Source organism: Pseudomonas sp. LBUM1670, assembly GCF_059695695.1.
In genome coordinates, this window is record NZ_CP166783.1 from 2,569,661 (window position 1) to 2,595,573 (window position 25,913).

General features: G+C 57.4%; 22 protein-coding genes and 2 pseudogenes. 6 read left to right on the top strand and 18 right to left on the bottom strand.

Annotation, left to right across the window (positions count from 1 at the left end; genetic code table 11):
• Positions 1 to 1,711: 1,711 nt before the first annotated feature.
• Together ACA073_RS11670 and ACA073_RS11675 are read left to right on the top strand one after the other, a co-directional pair.
• Positions 1,712 to 2,362 (top strand): methyl-accepting chemotaxis protein, encoded by a 651-nt coding sequence (locus ACA073_RS11670; protein ID WP_497404065.1) that lies wholly within the window; start codon positions 1,712 to 1,714, stop codon positions 2,360 to 2,362.
• A 31-nt stretch (positions 2,363 to 2,393) separates the two neighbouring features.
• Positions 2,394 to 2,525 (top strand): annotated as a pseudogene (locus tag ACA073_RS11675) (saccharopine dehydrogenase); the annotation flags it as partial.
• 62 nt (positions 2,526 to 2,587) lie between these two features.
• On the opposite strand, the pseudogene ACA073_RS11680 reads toward ACA073_RS11675, so the two are convergent.
• The 4 genes and pseudogenes from ACA073_RS11680 to ACA073_RS11695 all read right to left on the bottom strand — a co-directional run.
• Positions 2,588 to 2,785, bottom strand: a pseudogene (locus ACA073_RS11680) (DoxX-like family protein); the annotation flags it as partial.
• A gap of 167 nt (positions 2,786 to 2,952) precedes the next feature.
• Positions 2,953 to 3,405 carry a thiol-disulfide oxidoreductase DCC family protein gene (locus ACA073_RS11685; RefSeq protein WP_497403559.1) on the bottom strand — a complete coding sequence of 151 codons (453 nt, stop codon included), beginning with the start codon at positions 3,403 to 3,405 and terminating at the stop codon, positions 2,953 to 2,955.
• A 172-nt stretch (positions 3,406 to 3,577) separates the two neighbouring features.
• Positions 3,578 to 5,215, bottom strand: a complete 1,638-nt coding sequence (locus ACA073_RS11690) for a sensor domain-containing diguanylate cyclase (protein WP_497403561.1) — start codon at positions 5,213 to 5,215, stop codon at positions 3,578 to 3,580.
• A 355-nt stretch (positions 5,216 to 5,570) separates the two neighbouring features.
• Positions 5,571 to 6,380, bottom strand: coding sequence for a helix-turn-helix transcriptional regulator (locus tag ACA073_RS11695; RefSeq protein ID WP_497404067.1), 810 nt, complete (start codon positions 6,378 to 6,380; stop codon positions 5,571 to 5,573).
• A 97-nt stretch (positions 6,381 to 6,477) separates the two neighbouring features.
• Between ACA073_RS11695 and ACA073_RS11700 the strand changes: the two genes are divergently transcribed.
• Complete coding sequence (locus ACA073_RS11700; protein ID WP_497403563.1) at positions 6,478 to 7,449, top strand: threonine dehydratase; 972 nt, start codon at positions 6,478 to 6,480, stop codon at positions 7,447 to 7,449.
• Between the two features lie 170 nt (positions 7,450 to 7,619).
• On the opposite strand, the gene ACA073_RS11705 is transcribed toward ACA073_RS11700, so the two are convergent.
• The 5 genes from ACA073_RS11705 to ACA073_RS11725 form a co-directional block, all read right to left on the bottom strand.
• Complete coding sequence (locus ACA073_RS11705) at positions 7,620 to 8,426, bottom strand: substrate-binding periplasmic protein (protein ID WP_497403564.1); 807 nt, start codon at positions 8,424 to 8,426, stop codon at positions 7,620 to 7,622.
• 148 nt (positions 8,427 to 8,574) lie between these two features.
• Positions 8,575 to 9,507, bottom strand: coding sequence for an MBL fold metallo-hydrolase (locus tag ACA073_RS11710; RefSeq protein WP_497403566.1), 933 nt, complete (start codon positions 9,505 to 9,507; stop codon positions 8,575 to 8,577).
• Between the two features lie 115 nt (positions 9,508 to 9,622).
• The gene (locus ACA073_RS11715) at positions 9,623 to 10,051 is read right to left on the bottom strand and encodes an MAPEG family protein (RefSeq protein WP_497403567.1); all 429 of its coding nucleotides are present in this window, start codon (positions 10,049 to 10,051) and stop codon (positions 9,623 to 9,625) included.
• A 504-nt stretch (positions 10,052 to 10,555) separates the two neighbouring features.
• Positions 10,556 to 11,497 (bottom strand): hypothetical protein, encoded by a 942-nt coding sequence (locus ACA073_RS11720; RefSeq protein ID WP_497403568.1) that lies wholly within the window; start codon positions 11,495 to 11,497, stop codon positions 10,556 to 10,558.
• Entirely contained in the window at positions 11,494 to 11,940 is a 447-nt protein-coding gene (locus ACA073_RS11725; RefSeq protein WP_497403569.1) for a hypothetical protein, read from the bottom strand. The genes ACA073_RS11720 and ACA073_RS11725 overlap by 4 nt, the downstream gene beginning before the upstream one ends.
• Positions 11,941 to 12,208: 268 nt before the next feature.
• Here ACA073_RS11725 and arsN2 point away from each other — a divergent pair, with 268 nt between their 5' ends.
• Complete coding sequence (gene arsN2, locus ACA073_RS11730) at positions 12,209 to 12,658, top strand: arsenic resistance N-acetyltransferase ArsN2 (protein ID WP_497403571.1); 450 nt, start codon at positions 12,209 to 12,211, stop codon at positions 12,656 to 12,658.
• Positions 12,659 to 12,841: 183 nt separating this feature from the next.
• Here the strand turns inward: arsN2 and ACA073_RS11735 are convergent, their stop codons facing one another.
• Both ACA073_RS11735 and ACA073_RS11740 read right to left on the bottom strand, forming a co-directional pair.
• Entirely contained in the window at positions 12,842 to 13,264 is a 423-nt protein-coding gene (locus tag ACA073_RS11735; protein ID WP_497403573.1) for an MAPEG family protein, read from the bottom strand.
• A gap of 81 nt (positions 13,265 to 13,345) precedes the next feature.
• Entirely contained in the window at positions 13,346 to 14,299 is a 954-nt protein-coding gene (locus tag ACA073_RS11740) for a diiron oxygenase (protein WP_497403575.1), read from the bottom strand.
• A 199-nt stretch (positions 14,300 to 14,498) separates the two neighbouring features.
• On the opposite strand from ACA073_RS11740, the gene ACA073_RS11745 reads away from it, so the two are divergent.
• On the top strand, positions 14,499 to 15,455 hold the full coding sequence (locus ACA073_RS11745; RefSeq protein WP_497403577.1) for an AraC family transcriptional regulator: 957 nt from the start codon (positions 14,499 to 14,501) through the stop codon (positions 15,453 to 15,455).
• A 6-nt stretch (positions 15,456 to 15,461) separates the two neighbouring features.
• Here the strand turns inward: ACA073_RS11745 and ACA073_RS11750 are convergent, their stop codons facing one another.
• Positions 15,462 to 15,863, bottom strand: coding sequence for a GFA family protein (locus ACA073_RS11750; protein ID WP_497403579.1), 402 nt, complete (start codon positions 15,861 to 15,863; stop codon positions 15,462 to 15,464).
• Positions 15,864 to 16,594: 731 nt separating this feature from the next.
• On the bottom strand, positions 16,595 to 18,181 hold the full coding sequence (locus ACA073_RS11755; RefSeq protein ID WP_497403581.1) for a diguanylate cyclase: 1,587 nt from the start codon (positions 18,179 to 18,181) through the stop codon (positions 16,595 to 16,597).
• 138 nt (positions 18,182 to 18,319) lie between these two features.
• Here ACA073_RS11755 and yecR point away from each other — a divergent pair, with 138 nt between their 5' ends.
• Positions 18,320 to 18,607, top strand: coding sequence for a YecR family lipoprotein (yecR, locus tag ACA073_RS11760; protein WP_497403582.1), 288 nt, complete (start codon positions 18,320 to 18,322; stop codon positions 18,605 to 18,607).
• Positions 18,608 to 18,744: 137 nt separating this feature from the next.
• Here the strand turns inward: yecR and ACA073_RS11765 are convergent, their stop codons facing one another.
• The 5 genes from ACA073_RS11765 to ACA073_RS11785 are packed head-to-tail and all read right to left on the bottom strand — an operon-like array spanning position 18,745 to position 25,904.
• Positions 18,745 to 19,605 carry an alpha-amylase family protein gene (locus ACA073_RS11765; RefSeq protein ID WP_497403584.1) on the bottom strand — a complete coding sequence of 287 codons (861 nt, stop codon included), beginning with the start codon at positions 19,603 to 19,605 and terminating at the stop codon, positions 18,745 to 18,747.
• Complete coding sequence (locus tag ACA073_RS11770; RefSeq protein WP_497403586.1) at positions 19,602 to 20,591, bottom strand: alginate O-acetyltransferase AlgX-related protein; 990 nt, start codon at positions 20,589 to 20,591, stop codon at positions 19,602 to 19,604. The genes ACA073_RS11765 and ACA073_RS11770 overlap by 4 nt, the downstream gene beginning before the upstream one ends.
• Positions 20,588 to 21,241 (bottom strand): alginate O-acetyltransferase AlgF, encoded by a 654-nt coding sequence (locus ACA073_RS11775; RefSeq protein WP_497403588.1) that lies wholly within the window; start codon positions 21,239 to 21,241, stop codon positions 20,588 to 20,590. The genes ACA073_RS11770 and ACA073_RS11775 overlap by 4 nt, the downstream gene beginning before the upstream one ends.
• Positions 21,242 to 21,249: 8 nt before the next feature.
• A complete protein-coding gene (locus ACA073_RS11780; RefSeq protein ID WP_497403590.1) occupies positions 21,250 to 23,793 on the bottom strand; it encodes a bacteriophage N4 adsorption protein A in 2,544 nt (847 codons plus the stop codon).
• On the bottom strand, positions 23,790 to 25,904 hold the full coding sequence (locus tag ACA073_RS11785) for a glycosyl transferase family protein (RefSeq protein WP_497403592.1): 2,115 nt from the start codon (positions 25,902 to 25,904) through the stop codon (positions 23,790 to 23,792). The genes ACA073_RS11780 and ACA073_RS11785 overlap by 4 nt, the downstream gene beginning before the upstream one ends.
• Between the last annotated feature and the right edge of the window lie 9 nt (positions 25,905 to 25,913).

Sequence of the window (25,913 nt, forward strand, 5' to 3'; positions counted from 1 at the left end):
TCTTATAGAGCGTGGCGCGGTTGGCGCACTGAGTTGAAGCAGGATATGCATTGCGCACTCCGTTCAGGCAAACAAGCAGAAGGGTCCACGGCTTCGCCAGAACGTCCTATGCCATGGACAATGGTTAGCGTGCTTTCGAATTGGCCTGGTATTTGCAATGCATTTTCTTATCCGAATGTCGCAGTTGGTGAAGTTAATGTCGCTATCAAGTAATTCGATGCAGTTATCCTTCAGTGAGAAGCGCTGGTTACCCTGGTCCGGCAAAACTGGAAAAATTGCGATGGGCTGGTCGTGTCGGCTCAATCAGTCGGCTTATCCGGTGATCGAACAGACTTTCGAAGCTATCGCTGAAACCCGTGTGCAGTTGCTGAACAACTGGACGCGCGAGCAGTGGGAACACCTGGCTGAATTGGCGGAAAACCTCGGTCGTGATTTCGCCCATCTCGACAGCACTTCACTGATGGACAAGCTCAGCCAGGCAGAAGATTTTTCGGAGTTATTTGTCGTTGATGCCAGCGGCACCGTCATTGTCTCGACCTGGAATCGACGCGACAAAACCCGGATCGAGCAAACCCGTGCATTGGAAGAAGGAATGAAGAGGCCGTTTCTCCATGGGCCTTACACCGATCCACTGACCTTGCAAATCGGTCCATCGTCTTCACGCTTCCACGATGAAGTCACGTTGATGTTCTATCAGCCCCTGAAGGCCGATGGAAAAATCCTTGGCTGCCTCTGCGGTCGCGTGCCAAACGATGTGCTGGGCGATCTTATCCAGCGCGAAGCCGGGCACATTTTCGCCGAGTCGGGCGATAACTATCTGTTCATGGCGCAATCACGCTTTGATCCCGCTATCAAGCCGGGAACCGCGTTGTCACGTTCACGTTTCGAGGACGGTACGTTTACCCACGGCGAAAATCTGAAGAGTGGCGTACACACACCCTGGAAAACCGTGCAGATCCAGCGACACACCGAACTGGAACTGCGTTTTACCGACCCGGCGACGCAGCAACTGCACCCAGGCGTACGCGAAACCATCCGCACGGGTTCCAATCTGTTCGTGACTTATCCCGGTTACTCGGACTACCGGCACATTCCGGTGGTCGGTAAGGGCGTTACGTTTCAATTGCCAGGATCACCTGACCGCTGGGGCATGATGTGTGAGGCCGATCTGGAAGAGGTATACCGCCGGCGCTCACTCGGCTACGGTTTGATGAAGCCTTATCTCGCGACCATGACCGGACTCTTTGCCTGCAATTTCATGGCCCAGCATTACAGCGGCCTGACGCAAAGCCTGATCGATACCGTCGAGGTATCGAGCATGGTATGTGCCACTTTCCTGTTCGGCCTGCTGGGGCCCAAACGTCTTGCGGTAAGGTTGAGCGAGATGACGAGTGTGGTCAGGACCATCGCGGAGGGCGAGGGCAACCTTCGTCAGCGTCTGGATACCACGCACATGGCCAACGATGAGACCGGTGACATGGGGCGCTGGATAAACAGTTTCATCGACCGTCTGGACTCGGTTGTCGGGCAAGTGGTGAAAGCCAGTCGCAATGTCGGCACCACCAATCAAATGATGCTGGGACGCAGCCAGGAAGCCGGTATTACTTCCACCGAGGTCGCCGAAGCGGTGCATAGCATGATGATTATCGTCGAAGACCAATTGGGCGAGATCCAACAAGCATCTGCCAGCGCTGAACAAATGAAGCAGGCGATGGATGAAGTCGTCACGCGTTCCCGAGAGCAATTTCTCGCCGTTCAAAAAGGGACGCAGTCCATTCGGGACGTGGTCGAACGCTCTTCTTCGAGCGTGCAGTTGCTCGACAGCAGAATGACTCAGATCGGCAAGATCACCGGCCTGATTAGCGACATCACCAACCAGACTAATCTGTTGGCACTCAATGCGGCGATTGAGGCTGCACGCGCGGGTGAACATGGTCGAGGCTTTGCGGTGGTCGCCGATGAGGTCCGCAATCTTGCCTCACGCACGTCACGAGCCGCCGACGACATTCGCAAGATGGTCGAAGGCCTGCAGAACGAAACGCAACAGGCCGTCGGATTCATGGAGGAGGGCGTCAAGGACGTCGATAACAGCCTGCGCCTGGCCGAAGATGCATCCTCGGAAAACGTGCAGTTGCATCAAGCGGTGGAAAGTATGTTTGCGATCATTCAGCAACTCAACATGCGCAGCCTCGACTACGGCAAGACGATCAAGAAGGTCGACCAATCCTCCACAGAGATGCGCCAGACAGTGGTCGTGCTGCAAAGCAGTGCGGAAACCGTGAGGCTCAATGCCAACAAACTGCAAAAACTAGTGGGGCAGTTTGAGGTGAGTAGCAACATCGAAGGTGTTGCGGCGGCTTGAATCCGGGCGAGGGTGGGAGCTTCCTGTCCACCGTCGTGGCGCCCAAACCCTGAGCTTCAAGGCCGGTGCGGGGCTGAAGCTTGGCGGTGTCGCCAACTACCTGCTTGCCCAGGCGCTGAGGACAGGGATGGTTCGTGACCATGCTCCCTGGGCCGCAAGACTTTGGGGTATTCGGGTTTTTCGGGATGTTTGTGATCGTGATGATTATGGCTAGCCCGCTTTTGCTCAAGCCTTGGTGTTCCAGGCCACTGCACACAGGGCAAGTCCGGCCACATTGAGTGTGACGGGATTAAAGGCGTCCCTGAGCATTGCCGGATTGAAAATCACGACATCCAGCAGCAGGCCGAACAGCGCCATCGAGGCGACGATAAGCGGCCAGGCACTGCGCCGCGCGAGCAGTAACCATAAGGCCAGGCCAATCTCCGCAGCCCCGGCACCCTAGGCAAACAACTCCACCTGGTGGATGCCGTGCGCTTCGATCATGGTCCGCTCGCCTGGACTCAGCCATAGCAACTTGGGCACCAGACCATGGTAGCCAAACATGAAAACCAGGCTTCCTCGGGCGATCCAGTGGACGCGTTGCAGAACGCTCACCTTGGCAACTTCAAAAATCGGTGTTCATGGTCGGGATGGGGTAACAGGCACGTGTCGTACTTTCCGAAGAGCCAGTATCGATTCAGCGCAATGCGATCGTAGGCCCAATCCCGCAACCAGCGCGGGCAGCCTCGCAGCACTTTCAATGCACGCCAGCGGCCGGGCAGCAGGGCGATGACTTCGAAGAAGGCATCCGAACGTAGCCAATAATGCCGGTCGCGGATCACCGCCATGGTATCGAATTGATGCAAGGGCAAATCTGCCCAAGCCAGCAGCGCCTGCCCCTCGGGCGACTGTACTGACGCCAGCCGGACACGCCGGTGAAGGTCGTGACGGATCAAGAACCTTGCCCAGCCATTGCATAACTTGCAGACGCCGTCGAACAAGACAACGGTCTCGCCTTGCTCGAGTAATGGCGCCGGTGAGGGCCGTATTTGAGACGCTGGCATAGACGTGGGTCCATTGGTGGCCTGGTTTTGCGGATCATACCCGCGTGCCAGAGCTAAAGTCTGCTTCTGGCCGTTTGCCTGCCCTTCGCGACAGGTCGCCATCAGCTGATTTTTTTTGAAAAAATTGGACTTTCAGCTTGTCTGTACTCAGGTACAACCACCGCCGGAGAGCCTACTCACCACCTTGAGAGGTTTCCCGGCCCTTCGTTGCCGTTGCAGCTCTGTTATGGAGTTCGTTGGCGATAACACTCATATTTCTTCCGCTGGTTTTGGCTACATAGAGAGCCTTGTCAGCAGCGCCGATCAAGGCTTTGGGTAAGTCGTCAACTGTTGGTTTACATGCACTTACGCCAAGGCTGACCGTGACGATGCCCTGGGCACTTTCGCTGTGCTCGATTCCAGCTTGCTGCACGGCATGCCGGATCTTCTCTGCCACCAGAAATGCCCCCACATAGTCAGTGCCTGGCAACACCACGGCAAATTCCTCGCCGCCATAGCGAGCGGCGAGATCGCCGGGCTGCTTGATGTTTGCTCTTATGATCGCGCTGATGGTGCGTAGACACTCGTCTCCGGACAAATGACCGTTTTGATCATTGAAGCGCTTGAAGTCGTCGATATCGATCATCAGTAACGCAAGACTCTGTTCGTTGCGTTTGGCGCGCCTCATTTCGGCTTCAAGGTAAAGGTCGAACTGACGCCGATTTGCCAGCCCGGTCAATGCATCCTCCAGCGCCAACGTCTCAAGCGTTCGATTGACCGCAATCAGTTTTTCTTGAGCACCCAGCAATTCGTTCTGAATATGATTCTGCCCCTTCATCAGCCTGATAAGGCGATAGCCGAGCACACCTAGAATTGCCATCAGAAAAGCAACTATCACCGCGCTTAGCAACGACTCTTGCCGCCAGCTCGCCAGGGCTTCCTCCTTATTGTGAGCGGCAAAAATGACGAGTGGATATTCATCGAGTCGCCGATAACCCACGACTCGTTCCACACCGTCCACATAGGATTTAACGATTGCCGAGCCAAAAGGTTCTTTGGGCAAAAGTTGCGTGAAGAGCGGACCTTTGGCGAGGCTGGTATCGACTTCAGCTTCGTTAAAGGGGCGGCGGACCGCGATCCTGGCGTCGGCGGAGATCAAACTGATGACCCCATTACCACCGATATCGATGCTGTTGTAGAGCTTGAGAAAATGATCGAGATACAGCGTTGCCACCACTACGCCGGCAAAACTGCCATCGGGATGATTGATCCTGCGCGACACCGGCATGACCCAGTCGCCCGTAGAGCGACTTCTTATCGAGGGCCCGATATGCGGACCACGCTCTGGATGGTTGCGATGAAAGATAAAATATTCGCGGTCCGAATTGTTGGTGCTTGATGGAATGAACCCGCTCGAACTCGCTATCCACTCGCCTTTTTCGTCATGGATGAACAGGCCGTGTAACTGAGGCAGTTCATTGCGCTGGGCAGTGAGCAAACTTCGTAATCGGGGTAACCGGTCGCGGTCCATACCATCGATTTCGAGGCGGTCTACCAGGCTGAACAATACGGTGTCGGCCTGCTTGATCGACGCTTGTGCCTGGGATGACAGGGTTTGCGCAAGATTTGACATCGCCACTTCTTTGTCATGCAAGCGATACTGGCGGGAGTTCCAGGCCTCCCAGATAGCCACCGCCACCAGGGACATGCAGACGGCCATCAAAAAGAGAATTGCAGACCGAACCTTGAGTTTTGCCACAAACTGCTTAGCCGTTCCGGGTCCGACGTCCTTTATCGCAGCGAGACGAACTGCCAAAGGCTGATGAGGCATGTTTGCTTCCTTAATAGTTGAAACGGCGACACCCTTCCTTTGAAAGGCGCCACCGGCGTATCTGGCGCTTCAGGGCAGAGTTTATACATCGTCCAAGAGAACCGGGGTGATTTACAAGAGAAGAGTCACAGGAGCGTTCAGAGGGTTCATGGTGAGTTCTGAAACTCGGACTCAACATTACCCAGCCAGGGAAACAGGCAATGATGGAAACACTGGCGGGCCTTTGAAGTTCATGCGTTAAGTTGACAGTATCTACACGCTACTTGATTGGCAAGGCGACGTAACCTGCGCGACGGATACTTCGTGTTGAACGATGAGATCTGCTTATGGCTGATTGCTGCCTCTGGCCAAACCTTCAACATTTACGCAATTGTGCCGGACTCACGCCAAGGCGTTGCTTGAAGGCGGTCGCCATGTGCGCCTGAGAGTTGAAACCGCAGGTGAGGGCGATCTCCGACAGGCTGGCTGTCGAATCGCGCAGCCGGGCACGGGCCTTGGCGAGGCGTCGGTCGATCAGGTAACTATGCGGGCTTTTGCCCGTCGCGCTCTTGAATGCTCGCATGAAAAATCCTTCGGACAATTCAAGCAATCCTGCCATCGCCTGCACACTGAGCGGGCCCTCAAGGCCATCGTCTATGAACTCATCGAGCAGGCGCATCCGGCTGCCGGTGATAGAACCTGCTGGCGGTGCTGACAACGCGTCGCGACCCTTCGCCCGCTCAGCCAAGGCGAGTGTCCAGGCCTCCCAATCGTCATCCATCGAAGCCTGCAACAGCGCACTGCGCATTCGTAGCCCGAGGGTAATGGCCTGCGGATCAACGCGATTGTTGAATGCGCGATCCCCCATCCATTCCATACCCTCGGTGTGTATGACCCGCAGGTATTCACCGCCTTTGGATGACTCGGACAACACGTCACAACCGGCAGGGACGAACGCCAGGCTGTTGGGCGTGGCAACGAAGGGTTGCACTCGGTCGCTGCCGATGGCGTGCAGGCCTCGCTGGCTGTCGAAGGCAAAACCAATCGCCGCATGGGTCGCTACATACCGGGCAGCGTAGGCGGAGCTGGGCAACAATTCGATCGCCCAAGGCCCGGCCTCAACGCGGCGGACCGGTTCACATACAAGCGATGGCTGTAGGTCGTTTCGATGGCTCATGAACGCCATAGTAGTGAAGAGAGAGCACAAAAGTCAGGTCAGTTTTTTGAAAGCCAGCGCAGTGCGCCCCTGTCTAGACTGGGCAAAATCTCAGGGAGGCCGCTTCATGAATAGACTGACTCGCGACGATATCGAACAAGCGGCTCGCCACGTGTACCAAGTCATGCCCGCGACCGCCCAGTACGCTTGGCCATTGCTGGCAGAGCGGCTGGGTTGCACGGTGTGGGTCAAGCATGAAAACCACACCCCGACGGGGGCTTTCAAGGTGCGCGGCGGCATTACCTTCATGCACTGGCTCAAACGCGTACACCCAGGTGTGAAGGGCATTGTTTCCGCTACCCGCGGCAACCATGGACAAAGCCTGGCGCTGGCGGCAAGCGCGCTGGGTTTGCGGGCATTGATCGTAGTGCCGAAAGGCAATTCGGTTGAAAAGAACCATGCCATGCGCGGCTTCGGCGGCGAAGTGGTTGAGTACGGCCGCGATTTCGATGAGGCCCGTGAAGAGGCCGCACGCCTGTCGCAAATACATGGCCTCTACCTCGTGCCGCCATTCCACACCGAGTTGGTTAAAGGCGTGGCCACGTATGCGCTGGAGCTGTTCAAGGCGGCGCCGGATCTGGATACCGTCTACGTGCCGATAGGCTGTGGCTCGGGGATTTGCGGAGTGATCGCCGCCCGCGACGCACTGGGCCTGAACACCCAAGTGGTGGGCGTGGTTTCCACAGAGGCTGCGGCCGCAAAATTATCGTTTGAGGCTGGAACCCTATGCGAAACCGCCTCGGCGAATACCTTTGCCGACGGCCTCGCCGTGCGCAAGCCAGTTCCCGAGGCCTTCGCCATCTACGCGGCAGCGGCGGCGCGAATCGTCTCCGTCAGCGAGGGCCAGATTGCCGAGGCCATGCGCGTGTATTACACCGATACTCACAACCTCGCTGAAGGGGCAGGTGCAGCGGCCCTGGCAGCGCTGATTCAGGAGCGTGCAACCATGGCGGGCAAAAGGGTCGGGGTGATTCTGTCCGGCGGGAATGTTGACCGAGCGGTGTATGCGGGAGTAATTGCCTCAGCCCTTCACGCTTGAGTGGACGCCTGTATCTCATAAATGCGAGGCATTGACGCTGGGACTGACCGATTTCGACTTTGGATTCAACCGGTCGGGTTCATTGACGAAGACGTCGACTACGCGCACCGAATGGGTCGCTGACGTAGTCGTCGGGGCTTTCAGGAAGTCAGGTGTTTTGATCTCGACTTTCACAAAGGCTGCGAGGGAAACCAGCGCGTATGAATTTGCGTGAGCACGCCGTTGGCCTGTATGCGTCGATAGCCTTCGTCATACATTTTCATTGCCCGCATTCCGTCCGGGTGCGTGAGACTAAAGCCTATGGTCGAGGTTTCCACTCCGCAATTGAAGGCAAATTGAACGGCATCTTCTGTGCCCGACTGTTTGGCCTTCTGTTTTTTTGCTTCCAGGTCATTGGTCACTATCATGGCGGCCGATAAGCGCCGGGCGGCGAGTTTCTTAAGGTTCTGCACGTCAGAGTCGGTGCTCTCGAACACCACCCCGGCAGACTGTAGCGCTGTAGCCTGAGGTGAATATTCGTAGCCTCTGACGGTGCCCACTACAGTACCGGGCGGCAACGTGCATGTACCTTCCCGAGGTTTCGGCAAGGGGGTTTTGATCGGTTCGAAGATGTCGTTATTGACGGTGAAGATGGGTTGCGAAGCCAGTTTGATCTTGCCCTCGAACTCGGGTAGCCAACTCATGTTGAAGCAGGCCACGCTCGTGCCATTGAGCACCATTTTCTTGCAGCGGGCGTAGGGCACGACTTTGAGCTGAACTTCAACCGCCATTTCCTTGAAGGCGGCGACCACTATGTCGTTGGCGTAACCTGTGCCGTCACGCTTTGACCATGGAGCGGCCGCATCCTCGACCATGATTATCATCGTCTCGTGCGTATCCTGTGCCGTGACGGCGCTCGGAGCCAGCAGATAGAGTGTGGACATAAGCAGGATCGGTTTGAACGGCCACATTCTGTGGTTAGTCTTTTGTTGACGCATGTTCCCTCATTGAACAGTCGCTCCCGGGTGCACCCTGGAGCTCTAGGGAAGGGTACCCGACTTCTGATCAGGAAACACAGATATTGGCCATTGCTGCCCGTCGGGAAAAGCCACAATCGAACCGGCATTGAACGATAGATATCCAGAACTATTTTTCAGTGGCAAGTTTAAATGCCGGTGGGCCATAGGCTTGCAGAGCAGGACCATCATGGCATAACAGCACATTAACAAGATCACTGCTGTCAAGCTGGGTAAGCCATTGGCGCAACTCACTGAATCTTTGCTCATCTTCAGGAATGACAAGCGAGCGGAATAGCGAAACCTGCTTGGGCTGATTAGCCAGCATTAACTGACGTTGCCAACTGATATCCCCTCCAATAATCCATAACTTGCCTCCCACCGTTGCGACGAAAACGGTACTGTCAGGGCTATGGCCCGCTACTGGAATCGCTGCCAATCCTGGAAAACCAGGGACGGAATGAAGCGGTCCATCGCCCGCCAAAACCTGGGGTTCAATACAGTCTGCTTTTTCAACAAAAGCTTCACCGGGCATAGTCGTATAGTTATGTTCATGTGCCTGCTGTGCTGTTTGAAATAGCGGCAGTTTTTTTGCGTCTGGCCGACAAAAGCTCTGCACGCCCTGCACATGGTCCTCATGCAAATGTGTAAAGCCAAGCCCCGCAACTGATGATATTTCTGCACCTAATTGCTGCGCGACGGAGCCGTGAGGATGAATGCCGTCACTCTTATACTGCCACCCCAGTTTTTTGAAAAAATTCTGTGCGCCTTGCTCGTCCATTCCCATATCAATTATGAAGCGGCGGCCATCAGCCCAGCGCAACACGAAGGCGGGAAAGACAATCTCACCACGGAGTTGATCCTGTAAGCTCGCGGTAGTGATATAGCTTATGGAAGTAGGGCCGTTCTCTAGAGTGAGCAAATCAAGTAATTCTTGATGTGATGGTAATGACGTTCTCAACTGACGCATTGACCAGTGTGTATAGGCAATCACGCTGACGGCCAAACCTATAATAAGCAGGAGTGCGAGAATTGAAGTGCGTATAAGCATTTTTCGATTCATGGTATTTATTGAGGCTCCTGATTGTAGTGATCCTTGGTGTATGGTGAAAAATATGGCAGCGTTGTCCGGTTTCTGGAGCAGGCAAAGCTAGCGGCTATAACGCAAACTTGCCATGTTATGCAATCACTCCAAAAGCCAGCTTCCAGGCAAGCAGAAACAGCATGGTTAAAAGAGCCAAACACCCAATTAGGAATAGCCGAAGTCTCAACGGCAAAGAATTTGAGCCTGTATGAACATAGGCGTGTGCGTAGCGGCTCAATACGTACAACCAGGCTAAAGCCAAAAATGCGAGGCCTACCGAGTTGGTGCTATAGATGATCAGGCATAAAATATAAAATAATACCGGCCCCTCGAACTGATTGGCTATATTGTTGGAAACTTTTACGACCTCCTCTGGCCAGATACGGTTATCTATTGCCGTCTGCTGGCGGTTAACCGTGCCTGCTGTTACTGCTTTGGCTTTTCTTATTCCAAGTACGATGTACATAACCAGCGTCAGGAGGATTTGCGCCAGGATTGGCCACAAAATTTGATTCGTGTTCATCCGTGATCCCTCAGTTTATAAGAGTCAGGTTAAGGGGTGGTCAATCGACCCGAGCGAGCGACTTGCATCGCCTGTCAGGTTTGGCTGTATGTTAAGAGTGAGCGCTTTTGAATTGCGACTGCTGCTGTTGCCAGACCAATAGCTAGTGAATAAGCAAATAGGCCTGGGTTCAGGTTTGATATGGCCGGCGGGGCTTGCTGGTTTTCGGATAGCCTTTCCAGTACATCCGATAGCGAATAATCGCTTGGCATGCTGTCGATTCCTTTCGAGAAAGCCCAAGCATAGCAGCGACAACGCCCGCAGCTGGAGCCAGAACCAGGTCGCTTACAATTTGCTACAAGGCGAAAGGGAGGGTCCCGCTGAGCCAAGCAGATTTGGGATATGGGGGGCAGCGAGCCAATGGTGACTGGGCAAAATTGGGGCAAACCATACGCCTACTCGCGCTTGGTCTACTTTTAAGGGCTGACCGCTTGGGGGCGGCCGAGGCTGAGCGTGACGGCTGGGTCAATGCAGGTTGTGGGATTTATCCGCCAGGCCGCAAGCCAGCATCGATTCCTTCCTCAGCGCTTCTATCTGGCGCAGACCGGCGAGGGGGCTGGCGCGGAATTTGGTCGCGAAATGGCCGCCAGTGCAGTTGCAGAATTCGACGTGATCGGAGCGTTTGTGCTGCATGAAGGCATCGCAAGACTGGAACACCCAGGCCTTGGTCACCTCGTGGCTGGCTGGACAGGTCTGCAACAACTCGTTCTGGTCCTTCAGGGACAGTATGGTGCTACCCGAGCGGGTGGCCCGCTGCCGATAGCCCTCGGTAAGACACTCGCACTCGTGCAGTCCATTCAGTAGGCTGCTGTTCACGCACTGGGTGTGGAAGTCCGCGATCCCTTTGGCAAGCTTGTCCTGCCCAACCTTTACGGCAGCCGCCGTCGGCGTGGAGCCCGCTTCAGCGATCGAGTCGCCGGCCTTGCAGCCGCATTGGTCAGGGCCCTTGATCGGATAAGTCTTGTTGCGGCACACCCCATGGATTTTGGCAGCGGTGGCCATGATCCTCGATTGGCCTGGCCCCACAATGTCCTGCACGCAACCGTCTTGCGGGCGCCAGGTGAACACGATCCAGACGGGGACGGCACAGGTGTTGGTAAAGTCGGAGACATCGCCTCTGGGGTTGATCTTCAGGCACTGATTCGAACCCGGTACGGTAGCGCCCACCGGAGCGCTGGCTGCTTCGGCAGCTGCAGGTGCGGGCGTCGCTTCGGCCGCTGGCGTGGTCGCCTTGTCGATAGCCGAGCTTATGCCCTGACCCAGCGAGTCGATGCCTTTGCGTGTGGCATTGGACACGCTATCGCTGACGTTGCGAGTAATGTCATCCAGCATGCCCGCGCGCAGCGGCGTCGAGGCGAGCAGCAGGATCAGGCCAATAGTTTGCATCGCCACCCTGGCGGCGCTCATCTCGGCACCTCATCGCCGGCGGCGCATTCGCAGCGGCCGGTAGCGGCGTTGATATTGGTCTGGCTACGGCAGACGCCAAAAATCGCCATCTTGGCAGGGAAATGCTTGAACTTGCCAGGATCGACGTTGGTCTGCTTGCAAATTTTTTCCTGGTTGTATTTCCACAAAACCCATATCGGGTAGGAACAGGTGTCGGTCACGTGGATGATTGGGTCGACGAATTTTGTGCTGTAACAGGGACCTGAACCGGGCACTCCAATGGGCACAGCCGCTGCCCCGGAAGCAGGCGCCGCCTCGGCGGTGGGCGCTGTCGCCTTGTTCACCGCCGAGCCTATGCCCTCACTGACCGAGTCGACACCCCTGCGCGCGGCGTCGGAAACGCTCTGAGTCACGCTCTTGGTAAGGTCATCGAACGCCCCGGCATGCGCCAGCGACGAGCTCATCTACGGTGCCATCAATATTGCACATGCAAGTGCTACAGCCACAGCCAGATTGCGCTTGCCTGACTCAAAACCGACTTTGCCTCTAGGCATCACGGATTCCTCGCCGGGAGTCGCGCAATTGCGCGGCTATGGGAGGAGCCTAGTCAATTCGTCGAAAAATGAAGCAATAAGTATGAACTTTTCGTCGGGCGGGTTGTATCAGGCCACTGTGGAGCGGCGGCTGAGTCTGCTAGCCTTGAGGGCCTTGGGAGCTATGGAAGGGCTGATAATGCACATGTTTAAAATCGAGGCGAACGGAATGAGTCAGCTCCGTGAGGCTCTGAGTCAAGCAGCATTGCCCTTTGATGATGTAAGCGACCCGGGTCGGCAGTTTTTCCGTTTTGAGATAGACGGGAAATGGATCGCATACGGCGGGCTGGAGGGTTCTGATCAGGACATGCTGCTTCGCTCACTGGTCGTTTGTGATTCGCATCGTGGGAAAGGACTGGGCAAAGCTGTGCTGGCTGAGCTGGAACGATATGCTGCCTCCCAGGGTGCACTTCGGTTGCACTTGTTAACTCAAAGCGCTACCGGGTTTTTTACAGCCAATGGCTATGAAACTTTGGACAGGGATGATGCGCCGGTCGCTATCAGTCAAACCGCCCAGTTCAAGCATTTGTGTCCTGCGTCGGCAGCCTATCTACGAAAGTCGTTAGGCAACGCGGTTGTTACGAAGTAGCCGTCAATTCGCGCTTATGGGCGGGATCCGTGTTGTGAGTGTATGTCCGCACTTGGCCGTTTTCTGCTGGTCGCGCCGAAGACTTGACTGCATCGAATTCAACCACTGACTCGCCAGGAGCGCGTCCGAGCGAAATGTTGATTTGCAGGACTAGTCCTCGATTCATCCCCCTATCCAAGATACTCATGCGCCGTAACAAGCAGCTATAACAACAAGCGCGAAAAAGCAGACCAACTGAACGCAATAAAAGGTAAACCGAACCGCCACGAACCTGTCGGTTTGCACATGGGATACGTGAACCAGCGACTGGCACACGCGAGCGATCAGGACGAGTATGGACAAGTAGTTCACTGCAGGGCCGTTGACACCAATGGCCGAAATCACCAACACGATAGCGCCAAAGACCGGCAGATTTTCCACGCAGTTCGCGTGTGCTCGTGTCCCGCGCCGATACCAATCCTCGCCTTCGAGCTGATCGTTTTGGAAAGAGGCAATCGGAACATTCGAGAACAGGATTCTGACCCAGCGATACACCCCGACGGTTGCCATCAACAGCAGCAAAGTCCAGGTCGCAAATCCAAGCAACATCCACATCGGAATCGTCATGGCGGCCATCCTCAATAAGTCATTTTCAGCACGACATTCCACAGCCGCGCGGCCGACGCGCGGTCGGTCGTGCCCTGTAGATCAGTTGCTCATGATGGGGGCCAGTGCGGTCTGAATCCTGGACATCTGTGCGGGTGTTGTCATGCGCGTAAGCAGCCGGCCAAAGTGTGGATGCTGCACGCCCGAGATAATGTATTGCCAGCGGTAGGCGCCTAGCAGGGAGGCTTTGATTTGCGCTGTCTCATCAACACTGAACGATCGTGAAACATTGCGAATAAAGTAGTCGGCATCGGATGCCGATTGCGCCTGCAGGATTGCGTCGATGGCTGCCACCAGCGCAATCAGATCGTTCACTGCCTGGTCGCGCTCGGCTGGCGTGAGTTTCGCGTGCTCCGCCTTCCACTCCAGCTCATCGAGTACGACGTGCCGGCTTTCATCCTTCCAGTGAAATTTGAAAACATCCTTGAACAGTGGGCACAACTCCTCGCGCGGGGCGATGCTTTTTGCGTAGTGCGTTTGAACAAACAGTTCGATATGACAGGTCAGCGCCAGCACCGACCAGGTGCTGGCCGCAAGTACCGCGCGCGCCACATCGTTTGGATCGGCAACTTGACGATATCCCGCTGGCAATTGCGAACCCATCATCGCCTCTATGCGCCGGAACAGTTCCTGGTGCTTGATCTCGTCATTGGAAAAGCGCACCAGCGCTTCGAGTGCGAGCTGATCGTCAAATACATGGGCCCGACCTTGATCGAGCATTTGGGCACTGATAAAGCGCTCGACCAGGCCGAAGATATACGCATAGGTTCGGCCCTGAATCTGGCTGAGCAGGCACGCCTCGTCCGTGGCGAGAAAGGTCAGGCGGTCGATCCGCGAGAGTCCGTCGGGCAAGAATTTGCGCGAGAAGTCGAAACTCCGGTCCTGTAGCAAATCGCGATCGATCTGCCATTCCGCTTTCTTCGATGATTTGACAATTTGAGCATAACGGGTGGCGTTGCCCGAATCTGAGCCGGGTAGGGTAGCGATGGTGTTCATATCGATCTCCTGCTTTCCTGGTCGAGTTTGAATGAGGCAATTACGGTTAACGTCGGAGCCAATGAACATGGGTGAAGCGTCCGGGGATAGCCGCGATCACTGAGTCCACGTTGGTGCTAATCTAGGCCACGCCTTTCAGGCGAAGAATGACCGGTCCGCCTGATTACGTGCTCCGGACTCCGGAAAGGAGGGCTGGCAATTGTTGGATGCGCTTTCTGATGTCTTGCGTGTGATTCGGCTGTCTGGAGGGGTTTTCCTCGAGGCGGAACTCACTGCGCCCTGGTGCATCAACGGAAGAATTTCCGTGGACGATTGCAAACCGTTCCTGGCGGCACCTCGACATATCATTGCGTCGCATTTTGTCGCCGCGGGGCACATGCAATTGCGAGTCGATGGTGGTGCCACTATCGACGTGCGGGCAGGCGAGCTCATTCTGCTTCCTCACAATGACGCGCATTCTTTTGGCAGCGACCTGAGCATTGCGCCGATGCCGGCGCGCGATGTTATTCAGCCGCCAGAAGTCGGCGGTATTTCACGCATCAAATACGGCGGGGGCGGCGAGGTCACGCAGTTGTTGTGTGGATTCCTCGGCTCTGAAATTCCCTTCAATCCATTGCTTTCGTCGCTGCCATCTTTATTGAAATTAGACGTACGCGCGACGGCTTCGGGAGCCTGGATTGAAAGCTCATTCCGTTTCGCTGTCAGTGAGATTGCGGCGGGGCGCGTCGGCTCGACAACGGTCATCGCCAAGCTATCCGAACTGCTATTCGTCGAAGCCGTCAGCCAGTATGTCGCGAGCCTCCCGGCTGAGCGGCGCGGGTGGCTGGCGGGTTTGCGAGATCCACCTATCGGGCGCGCTTTGGCACTGCTCCATGCTCGTCCAACCGAGGGCTGGACTGCAGAAGCCCTGGCACTTGAAGTCGGTATGTCGCGCTCGGTATTTGCGCAGCGATTCACGGCATTGGTCGGACAGCCTCCGATGCAATACCTGACGCTCTGGCGTATGCACGTGGCGGCTCAACACTTGCGCGAAGGTCGCGGTAATGTGGCGCAAATCGGCTTTGCTGTTGGCTACGAGTCCGAAGCCGCGTTCAGTCGCGCATTCAAACGCCAGTTCGGCACATCACCCGGCACCTGGCGCAGACAATCAGCATGAGAAGGGTTATCGAGACTTTGGCCAGTGATCCTGAATTTCATGCCATGGCGCTTTGGACGTCACCTCGACATGCTTCTGTTTCTCGCAAGTAAAGGGCGTGTCCAGCGTACCGAGGGCTATGGAGATCCAATCGGAGTATTCGCCCTGGCGATTTGACCAGAAGAGCGACGAACCGCAGCGCGTGCAAAACTGGCGCTCGACAGATTCAGAGGACGGGTAAGACCGGATGTCATCGTTACCCTGTACAAGATCAAAGTCGCCACGCAAAACACTGCCGTAGCTCGCAAATGCTGCTCCATGGCTTTTGCGGCATTGGCTGCAATGGCAGTGAGAAACTGCTTTGGGGCGTGACCGGAGTTGGTATTGGACGGCACCGCAAAGGCAACTGCCCAAGAAGATATCAGTCATTTTTGGCGGCGATCCACTGACGAGGGGACGGCACTTTAAGCGGTGATCAGATGCAGTGTCGAGCGACTGCTTCAGGCGGATTGTTCCTCGTTGCGAGTGACTGCTTTTGGCCGATTCTGTTGAAAAAGTCGGCCATGGTTTGCGCGTCAGAAAAGTACGCGTCCGAGATTGAAATCTTTACTTTTGGCAGAGGCTTCCGGACTCGGATTTCACGTAGCAGCGTGCAAAAAAGGCGTTTTCACCATTTAATGATCAGGCAGTTTGGGCAGACCGACTTTTTCAACAGAATCGGCCGTTCTCTGCCGGTCATGCCAAGACTCGAGTTGGTCATATCCGATGCAAATGGTAGCTCAGGTCGAATGCAAACGGGTGACGACGCGAAACTCATTAGCGGCCGTGAGTCCGACAAAACTGCAGAAGTCTTCCAGGTCGGCCTGATAGGCGCGCCGAGTTGATGATAACCCCACCTCGCTGGAGCAGGTGGAGGAGGCGCTGCGGCAGGTCATCGAAACGCTGCTCGCTTTTCGCGCTCGATGATCCCTTGATGTCGATCCAGATCAAGCCTGCTCAATGCTCAATCAGTCCAATTCAGCGCCTGGCGTACAGGCAAAAAAGCCCGCGGGTTTTTTGTTGTTTGGGATTTCATAAGCTCAGGTTGCGGCATGGGCATCGATGTCACCGGAAAACCGGCGGCCAAGCTGGCAACAGCAGCTTGTTCCCACACGCCGCATTCAGGCCAGTTTTTCAGCGACCATCACCCGATTGCGGCCGGTCCGCTTGGCCTTGTACAGCATTTCGTCGGCAGCCTTGAGAACAGCTCCGACTTCATCAACATGCTGCAACCAGTGGGCAACACCTACGGAAATGGTGATCTGCCCGACGGGCTCAATCAGCAACTGCTCGACCTGTCGTCGCAGACGCTCGGCAACCTGCTCGGCGATCTCGGGAGCAACGTCAGGCAGCAGGATGAGAAACTCCTCGCCCCCCACCCGACAGAGTACATCGTCATCCCGCGAGCTGTTGCGCATCAACCGGGCCAGACTCTGCAGCACTTGATCACCCACATCATGTCCGTAAGTATCGTTGACGGATTTGAAGTGGTCGATATCCAGCGACACTACTGCGAAAGGCCGCTGCTGGGACTGCAATAGGTCTAGCGCCAGGTCCAGGCCACGGCGATTGTGCAATCCAGTCAAAGGATCGGTCTGCACATCCAGGCGAAGTTTGTTGATCTTGTAATGCAGGAGATTGAAGCCAACCAGCATCGCTCGCTTGATCTCGGAGGATTCGAAGTACCAGGAGTGCACATGTTGGATTCGATCAGCATTGGCCGATTGATCCATATCCTGGGCACTATCTGCCAGTTGCCGCAGCGGTCGGGAAATCAGCTGGGCGAACCACCAGATGAACAGCAGGGTCAGTAGCGCCAGCGGTAGGGTATTGCGCAGCACGCTGAACATTAACTCATTCAGCGAAGCCAGACTGGCCTCTGTGGGTCGCTGCGCTACGATCCCCCAGCGAGTCAACGGCACCACGGCATAGCCAGCCAACATATCGACGCCCTCACTGTTGTGCAGGCGCATAACGCCCGTGTCGCCACTGATTAGCGCATCGATCACCGGGTTCTTTCCAACTTCTTCACCCACCCGAGCAGGGTTTGGGTGATACAACAAGCGCCTGTTCTGATCGACTACATACAGATAGGAGCCATCGCGATAGTAATGTTCACCGAGCAGGTTGTTGAGGATGCTTTTTTGCTTCAGGTAGACGGTACCGCCGATATAGCCCAGGTATTGCCCAGCACTGTCGATAACAGGGTACGAAATGACTACCAACAGGTTGCCTGCTACCGAGACATACGGGCGACTGATCAGCGGCCTCCGCTCGCGCAAGGCCTCGATGGCACCAGGCGACTCCATCTTTTTCCCGCGAATCTCAAGGGTATCTGGCGAGGTAGCCAGTACCCAGCCGTTAGCATCTACAAACACCACAGAGTTGAAACTGTTCGTCTGCAGGCGCAGACGTTCGGCCTCAGTCAGCAGCAGGGATACATCCCCGAAATTTTTGGCCATCAGGCCGGCGCTGTAGGCAAGTTGTTGATGTGTTGACCGCAGAAATTGATCAACACTGTCGGCCAGCTTGTTTGCATAAACGCGATTGCTCTCCAGCGTATTGTCGATCAACAATTGACGCTGGACGCGATAGCTAGCGTAGAACGTGTTGGCCAGGGTGATCAGGGCACTGAGAATGGCAAGGGACAGGATCAGGCGGCGTAAATTCACACGAAACAAGTGTGAAAAAGAGATGTTCGACGCCATTAGATCAAATCCACGATGTAAGAAAAGGCCAGTATTCTAGAGGATGTACGAAGCCTTTCGTACTGCCCCACTGAAATCTCTTTTCCATGAGCACATAACCATCAAACCCCACTTGCGAAAACCAACCCCCATATAAATGTGCGGTTTGGGGTTTACAACCGCGCCGAACCTTTCGGTGAGCAAGCCCAGAATTGCCAGGTTCGCGATGGATGGGGCAACTGCACTGCTGGTCAGATGATCGTCAAATATCAATGCATCGGGAACATCACGCCAGCTAACCAGACCACAGCTTCTACGCTGACCTCCGTTCCGGTTGGAATGCTGACCCCTGCTCAGTACAAAGACGCACGCGTCAAAGCATTGATGGATCCAAACCTCCCCTATGCCGAGTACCAGAAGCAGTATCAGGCGATCATGGCTGAGTAATTTCATCGACGCTGGTTTTAAAGTGTGGCTCCATTTCTCCAAAGCTCCCAGCGTGTCGTTGTGAAACTGAGCCAGGTCTCACTCGAAACAAACTGCGCTGTCACTCTATCGGCAACGGCGGCTTTTGGCCGAAAGCGTTATCGCCCCAATTGCTCCACCAACTCAGGCGTCACGTAGTGCGGTCCGTCGAACAGGTAGAGCGGGTAACCGTCATAGGCCGCCAATTGCGTTTTGAGCTCGGCGGCGGTGGCAGAGCGGAATCCGCCACCGAAGTTGGGGCGGAAGGCTTCGGCGATGATTCGCACACGATCTTTGCCCAGGCGTTTGCGCAAGGCATCGGCGTAGGTTCGGGCGACCGGTGCGGTGCGGGCGTAGACACCGACGCCGTCCTGGAAGAACACGCCAATGTCATTCGGCAGCCACTGTTTGAGCCAGTCGGCGGTGGCGGCGGGGCCGATGTTGGCGCCGTCATACACGCTGATCCACAACGGTCGCGGCAGCTTGGCGAGCAGGGCGGGCAACTCTTTGGCGCGGGTCCAGCTGGGGTCGACTTCGGCGGGGAAGTACCAGCCGGTGACATGTAACGGCGTCGGCAGTTTGGCAATGCGCTCCGACACCTTGGCCAATTGCTCGATGTTGTCGCGCGAGCGATTTTCGCTGAAGTAACCCGCCAGCCCGAGGATCACATCCTGCGCCCAGGGCGCCTTGGCGATGCGTGCCCAATCGGGCAGGACCGGCACGCTGGGCAGGCCGGTGCCGGCAATGAACGCTTGATCGTCGACGACCGTCCATTGCACCAGCAGTTCGCGAGCGCCGAGTTTTTCCCAGTGACCGTTGATGCCGACCGTCTTGTTGTCCGGCTGCCAGACGATGCCGACGATGCCTGGGTCCAGAGACTTGTTCGTCATGTAGAGCGTGCCGGTCCCTGCTGCGAGGGTGACGGCAAACAAAACACCGGCAAGGGAGGCTCGACTGACGGTGTAGCCGAAAATGTTCACGGAAGTGCCTTGTTGATGCGCTGATGCCATTGGCTCAGCGAGGTGACGCCCTTGGCGTTCCAGTTGCCTGCGGCGTCAGGGCCGAGATGGAACTGGCCTTCATTGAATTGCCAGACGATCACTTGCGGCGGATGTTGGGCAAAGTCCGCCGATTCCAGATATTGCAGCAGCGTAGCCCATGGGCCGACGTCGCCGGGATTCCAGGTCAGCGCGACGGGGCGGTCCAGCGCATTGGAGAGCTTCTGCGTAAAGCCGAGATAAGGCTGGACAAAACTGTTACCGATGACTTGAACCGGTGCCGGCGCGTCATCGATCAGCAAGTCGTTTTCAGCCTGATGGCGAACGGTGTAGATGTCGCGACCAATCGCCTTGCGCTTCACCGCCGGCAGGAAGTTGCTCGCCAGATCGCCGAATGCGCGGCGGTCGAACCACTGGCCCAGCGCGGCGCCACCACCGGGATCGCCTTGCAGGCGGTAACGCTCGGTCATCAGCTTCGCCGTGGCGTCGGCGGTGTTTTCGGCGCTCCAGGCGGTCCAGTGGTAGTCGGCGCGATAAAACGCGGTCTGTTTGCCTTGTTCGGTTCGTTGCAGAATCGGCTTGATGTTCAGTGTGGTCAGGCCCGCTCGAGTCAGGTCGTTCTGCACCTGTTCATAGCGCTGCGTCACGGCTGGACTCAGTGGCTGATCAGCGGGCAGACGTTGGGCGTAGAACGGCGCTTTCATCGGCACTACCAGCACGATCAGCCCGATGTGTTTGCGCTCCAGTTGCCGCTGAAGTTGTTTCACCAACGCAATACTGCGTGCAGTACCGGGGTTGTCGATCTTGCTCAGGCTTTCCCAGGCCGGGAACAGCCAGCCGTTGTCGCCGGTGATCACCGCCGAGGCCGCTTGCACGCCGGTGCTCAACAGGCCTGACAGCAGGCCGGTGATCAGGGTGGACATCGACAATCGGCGGATAAAACGATGGGAGTGGAATGCAGGGTTCATGGCGCGCTCTGGTCGACAAGGCCAATCAAGCGCGGAGCATGGCGAGAGCCGATCAGAAACAGGCTGTAGCGATCGCCCGCCTTGAAGGGCGCCAGCTTCATCGGCAGGCTGGCGCTTTCATTGCAGCTGGCAACCAGCGTCGCCTGCACCGGGTTGATTGTGCGCTGGGCCTGTCCGTTGAACGGCACCTGGTTGAATACCGTGGCGCCATTGGCCAGTTGGACATTGGCCTTTTCACAACCGCTGCTCAGGTTGTAGAGGTTGAGTTCGGCGCGCAGGTCTTTGCCACGCAACGGCGGATCGATGACCAGGCGTGGCGCGAATGCCGGATCTTTGTCGAGGATCAGCGTCACCCACGCACTTTTCGGGGCGTTCAGGCCCTTTATCTCGCGGCCATTAATGGTCAGTTGCAGCGGCTGACGTGAGTCCACGATCTGGAAGGGGCTGGCCACCTCGCTCCGGGCGGACAGGGCAAAACTGGCGCCTTGGCCCAACTGGACTTGCATCGCGGTGTCGAACGGATTGACCACCCGCACCCAAGCCGAACCCTCGGGCAATTTTGGCGCGTACAGCTGGGCGATTTCGGGGGCGGCCTGGGCCCACGACGGGAGCAGGCCAAGGCCCAGCCACAAACAGATTCGAACGTTCATGCAAGTCCTCAATAGGAATAAGTCAGGCGACCGAATACGCCCTGCGCGCGGTCATCGCCCAGTACCTTCACGCGGTACTGCAGGGAAAAATCCACGTAGGAGCGGGGCGCGTTGTACGCGTCTTCGCGGAACCAGTAACGGACGTTATTACCGACGCCAACCCCCCCGGCCTTGCCGGATGACGATTCGGTGCTGCCGTCGGCATTGGTCCCGCTGTTCATTTTGGAGTCGTAGTCGAACGCGGCGACAACATGAGGGAAACTCACCCAGCGCGAGCCAGCGCCGCCGATCGCGTAGCTGCGACCGACCTGCCATTCACTGTTGAAGTAGTCCCGCGAATCGTTGATGTAATGACCGGCTTCAGCGAACAGCTGTGAGGTCCACCAACTGGAAGCATCGACCCGCAGATCGGTGCCGACGCTTGAGCCATAACCCAGGCGCACCAGCCAGTCACCATCGACGTCCGACGATCCCAAGGGGAATGTGCGTTCGACGGCGGCCATCACGTTCAGCGACGAGAAGGGTTTGACCCGCGCACCCACGGCGCCTTGTAGCGCATCGAAGCCGGTGTCCGAATCGCCGTCCTTGCTCCACAACGTGTCGGTGACGCGGCCGTAGAGTTCGACAAAACGTGCGTTGCGATAGCCCAGCGGGCGCCAGGACAGCTCGGTGCTGTTTTGCAGGCTGTCATTGCTGCTACTGCCGCTACTTGGCGCAGAACTCAGGCCACTGCTGGAATTGTTACCGCGATAACTGGTGGTACTGGTCAAGCCGATTCTGCGCGACACATCGCCCACCGCGCGGCGGGTGTCGAACAGCTGCTGCGCGGGCATGTCCATTTCACCGGCGTGTTGCGCATCAATGACGCGCTCGAAGTAACCGACGGCTTGCTCGTCTTCGTTAGCGCGCATCGCGGTGTAGGCCGCATCCTGAGTGGCCGGCGGCGTGAGCCGGGTATCGGCATCGGCCTTGCGGAACGACCCCAGGGCGCCGTCATCATCTCCGGCCTGGACCGACAAATATGCGATTTGCAAATCGCTCATCGACTCCAGTTCACCGCTGTCCCGCGCTTGTTGCAACCGTTCGCGCGCGGTCCGGCGCTGACCAATGGCGGCATACAGGCTGGCCTCTTCGTACGCGGGCAGGCTGCCCAGAGCCAGGGCCTGGGTGAAATCCTTGCGCGCCCCGGCATCATCGCCCGATTGCTGACGCAGACGTCCACGCTGGGCCAGCAGCCGGGCGTCGTCGCCCGTGACCTTGAGGCCTTCACTGGCCGCCGCAATGGCTTCGGGTACGCGTTTTTGCTCGCTCAGGGCGCTGACCAACAGGCGTCGGTAAGCAGGATTTTGCGGCGCGCGGTCGATGGCTTGTTGCGCCAGGGCAACCGCTGTTGCGGCGTCCTTGCGGGCCAGGGCCGCGTAGGCCTGGGTGGCCATGTCGGTTCCACCATCGCGTTGATTGCCGGGCCAAATATCACAGACCAGGCCGAAAGCGGTTGCCTGACAGTTCAAGGCCGGAGCCGGAAAGTGAGCCACAGCTTTCGCCCCGTTGTTTTTCTGCCGCAGCGCCATGCGGGCGGTGGTGCGTCGGCGGGCTACTTCGCCGTCTTCATCGTCGGCCAGTGGCTGCAGATGATCGAGCGCCTGTTGCGGCTCGCCATGGGCCAATGCGGCGTCGGCGGCGAAGAAGCGTATGTCGCGGGTTTCCGACTCCAGAAGACCCTCGATGGCCAAGGCGTGATTCAGGTCCGCCTGGGCCGCTTGAGTTTTGCCCTGTCGATCAAGGGCATAACTGCGCAGAATCCACGGTGCGATTTCCCCATCGTCCTGGGCCAAGGCGCCTGATGCGGCCAGCTCGGCCCCTCGATAATCCTTGGCAGCAAGTAGGGCACTGATCAGCAGTTGCTGATTGGCGCCGATTTCCGGCGCCCAGGCCACGGCTTTTCGGGCCTGGTCTACGACCAGCGGCACATGGCCTTGCTCCAGGGCGCGATACCCCGCAACCGCCAGTGGCGCGGCCAGTTGCCGACGAATCGCTTCGCGGCGCATCAGTAACGTGTCGTCGTCCGGAAACACGGCCAACGCCTGAGTGGTGGCCTGATCTGCCTCTTGAAGATGTTGCTGGCGCTGCAAGGACTCGATCAGCAGCAGTCGATAATCCATGCGCTTGGGTGCCTGAGCGATGGCTTTGCGTGCCGCCAAAGTCGCAGCGCCGAAGTCATCGCGATCATAGGCCTTGAAGGCCTGGGCGGCAGCGCCGAAGCCTGGAGCCTGGCGAGACTGTGGATAGCGCTTGGGATGATCACGCAATTCCTTGTCGCGCTGAGCCAGAGCAATCAACGTATTCAAGCGGATGATATCGGCGCGCTGACGCAAGGCTTCGCGAGCCTTGGCGATGGCCAGGTCGTAGTCTTTTCGTTCGTAGGCACTGTAGGCCTCGTTAGCGGTGACATACGCCGGACCGGTCAACGGCAGCGGCAGTGTTTCGCCGTGCACAAACGCGGGCAGCAGGCTCAGCCCCGTGGCCATGAGGGTCAGGAAGGGGCGATTCATACCAGAAGCTCCGCGGGGTAGTGGCTGTGCTGACGGGCCACGGCCTTCTCGATGGTGGAGCGGGGCAGCACACCGCTGTCGACCAGATAGTCGCCGATGCGTCCGTGGTGCTGCGGGCGGTACTTCAACATGACCTGGCTGAACACCTCGCGATCGAGCAGGCCCATTTCGATCAACAGGTCGCCCAACAGCGGCGCACGGGCATCCGGTACGGACTGGCCTTCACGCACATTCAGTTGACGCAACTGCGCGACGATTTCGCTTTCCCGGGCAATCAGCTGCACCGGTTCGCTGCCCAGTTCATCGCTGACCTGTTGCAGACCTTCGGCGGACAGCGGGCTGGCCACAGCCACTTGTGCACGACCGTCGGCATTCAAGCCAAGCGGCACCACACGCCAGCGCAGGGCGAATTCATCGTCCAGCGTCTGATTCGAATCCTGCGCCTTGGCGGCCACATCGAACACCCGCGGCAAGTCGTTCTGGAAGGCGATGGCTTCCGCCAGCGTCTCGTCGTCCAGCCAGCCGTTGCTGAGCAAAATCCGCCCTAATGGCATGTGCCGGGTTTTCTGTTCGGTGAGGGCACTTTGCAGGTCGGTTTCGTTGATCGCCTGCCAGGACAGCAACACGCTGCCCAGTTTGCGCGGTGCGGCCGCGACCAGGTCGGTGGACGGGAAGTCGTGCATGGTCTTGTCCCACACCAGTTTGCGGTTCAGCACCTTGCCGACCAGGAACATGCGCCAGGCCCGTGACGCGGCCATGAAGTTGACGAAGTTGCCGACCACCATGCGCGGGATCGACAGCAAGCCATGCTGCCAGCCGTACAGCACGGTGGTGAAATAACAGCGGTGGGCAATACGCCAGACCAGCGCGATACCGTTGGCCAGCAGCAGGTATTGGATGAAGCCGTTGGTTTCGAACGGCGTCGGGAAACTCATGTCCCACAGGCCGCTCTGGCGCAGGATGATCAGGCCCAGCAGTTGCACCAGAATCACGTAGGCGATGATGCTGACGAACGCCGTCACTACACCTTTGCGGTCACGAAACAGCAGATACCGGTTGGCCAGCGAACCGTTCCAGCCCATCTGTTCCCAGCCTTGCAGGCCGATGCCCAGCGTCCAGCGAGCTTTCTGGCGGAACGCGGTGCGGAAGGTATCGGGAAAGAATTCCCGCACGCACAACGGCATCCTCAGGGTCGATTCGTAAGGCTTGCGAAACCAGGATTTGCGCAGCACGCGAAACTGCACCGGGAAGCGCACGAAAATCGCGTTCATGCCAACCTTGGCCAGGCGCGCACCAACGTCGTAGTCCTCGGTGAGGCTGTCGGTGTTGAATGGCTGGTTCTGGGTTTCCCCGGCCAGCACTCGCAGGGCGCGATGGGAGAAACAGGTGCCGACCCCGGCGGACGGCACGGTATCGGTCATGCTTTCACGCACCACCAGATCCTTGCCGTGCCATTCGGCGAATTCGTCCATGTAGGTGCCGGCCACCCATTCGTACCAGTTGCGCTCGAGCGACACCACGGGCAACTGGATCATGTCCTTGCGCGGCAGCAAGTAATTGAACAGGCGCAGTTCCATAGGGTGCAGCACGTCTTCGCTGTCGTGCAGCACGACGCCGGCGAAGGTCATGCCGTGGGTTTTCTCGTGCAGGAAGATCGCCTGGATCACCCAGTTCAGGCAGTCGGCCTTGCAGGTCGGGCCGGCATGCGGGACTTCTACGCGGTGCAGTTGCTTGTAGCGCCGACGCATGCGCTCCACTTCATCAATGGTGCGCTGGTCGTTGATGTAGGTGCCGACGAAGACCACATAGTTCTGGTAATCCAGGGTCGACACCATGTTCTCGATCATCGGCGCGATGACGTCGTATTCCAGCCAGGCCGGGACCATGATTGCCAGGGGCTGTTCGTCCCGGGCCATCAATTGCTCGGCGGTCAGTGGCCGATATTTTCGGTCCACGGTGAACTTGCGAAACAGGCGACGAGACCAGTACCACAGGTCGATGAACAGATCGTCCAGGCTGGAGATCAGGATCAGCACCGCGACCACGATGGTCGAGATCTCCAGGAAGCTGTAGTAGTGGGCCAACCAATAGGGCCAATAAAGCGACGTCATCGAAAGTTA

Coding starts and splice junctions, on each gene's coding strand:
- ACA073_RS11700 (WP_497403563.1), top strand. CDS start 6,478: ATGAATAGACTGACTCGCGACGATATCGAACAAGCGGCTCGCCACGTG.
- ACA073_RS11715 (WP_497403567.1), bottom strand. CDS start 10,051: ATGAACACGAATCAAATTTTGTGGCCAATCCTGGCGCAAATCCTCCTG.
- arsN2 (WP_497403571.1), top strand. CDS start 12,209: ATGCACATGTTTAAAATCGAGGCGAACGGAATGAGTCAGCTCCGTGAG.
- ACA073_RS11755 (WP_497403581.1), bottom strand. CDS start 18,181: ATGGCGTCGAACATCTCTTTTTCACACTTGTTTCGTGTGAATTTACGC.
- ACA073_RS11690 (WP_497403561.1), bottom strand. CDS start 5,215: ATGCCTCATCAGCCTTTGGCAGTTCGTCTCGCTGCGATAAAGGACGTC.
- ACA073_RS11780 (WP_497403590.1), bottom strand. CDS start 23,793: ATGAATCGCCCCTTCCTGACCCTCATGGCCACGGGGCTGAGCCTGCTG.
- ACA073_RS11720 (WP_497403568.1), bottom strand. CDS start 11,497: ATGAGCGCCGCCAGGGTGGCGATGCAAACTATTGGCCTGATCCTGCTG.
- ACA073_RS11785 (WP_497403592.1), bottom strand. CDS start 25,904: ATGACGTCGCTTTATTGGCCCTATTGGTTGGCCCACTACTACAGCTTC.
- ACA073_RS11770 (WP_497403586.1), bottom strand. CDS start 20,591: ATGAACCCTGCATTCCACTCCCATCGTTTTATCCGCCGATTGTCGATG.
- ACA073_RS11725 (WP_497403569.1), bottom strand. CDS start 11,940: ATGAGCTCGTCGCTGGCGCATGCCGGGGCGTTCGATGACCTTACCAAG.
- ACA073_RS11695 (WP_497404067.1), bottom strand. CDS start 6,380: ATGGCGTTCATGAGCCATCGAAACGACCTACAGCCATCGCTTGTATGT.
- ACA073_RS11705 (WP_497403564.1), bottom strand. CDS start 8,426: ATGCGTCAACAAAAGACTAACCACAGAATGTGGCCGTTCAAACCGATC.
- ACA073_RS11740 (WP_497403575.1), bottom strand. CDS start 14,299: ATGAACACCATCGCTACCCTACCCGGCTCAGATTCGGGCAACGCCACC.
- ACA073_RS11750 (WP_497403579.1), bottom strand. CDS start 15,863: ATGACTGATATCTTCTTGGGCAGTTGCCTTTGCGGTGCCGTCCAATAC.
- ACA073_RS11685 (WP_497403559.1), bottom strand. CDS start 3,405: ATGCCAGCGTCTCAAATACGGCCCTCACCGGCGCCATTACTCGAGCAA.
- ACA073_RS11670 (WP_497404065.1), top strand. CDS start 1,712: ATGGATGAAGTCGTCACGCGTTCCCGAGAGCAATTTCTCGCCGTTCAA.
- ACA073_RS11775 (WP_497403588.1), bottom strand. CDS start 21,241: ATGAACGTTCGAATCTGTTTGTGGCTGGGCCTTGGCCTGCTCCCGTCG.
- ACA073_RS11710 (WP_497403566.1), bottom strand. CDS start 9,507: ATGAATCGAAAAATGCTTATACGCACTTCAATTCTCGCACTCCTGCTT.
- ACA073_RS11735 (WP_497403573.1), bottom strand. CDS start 13,264: ATGACGATTCCGATGTGGATGTTGCTTGGATTTGCGACCTGGACTTTG.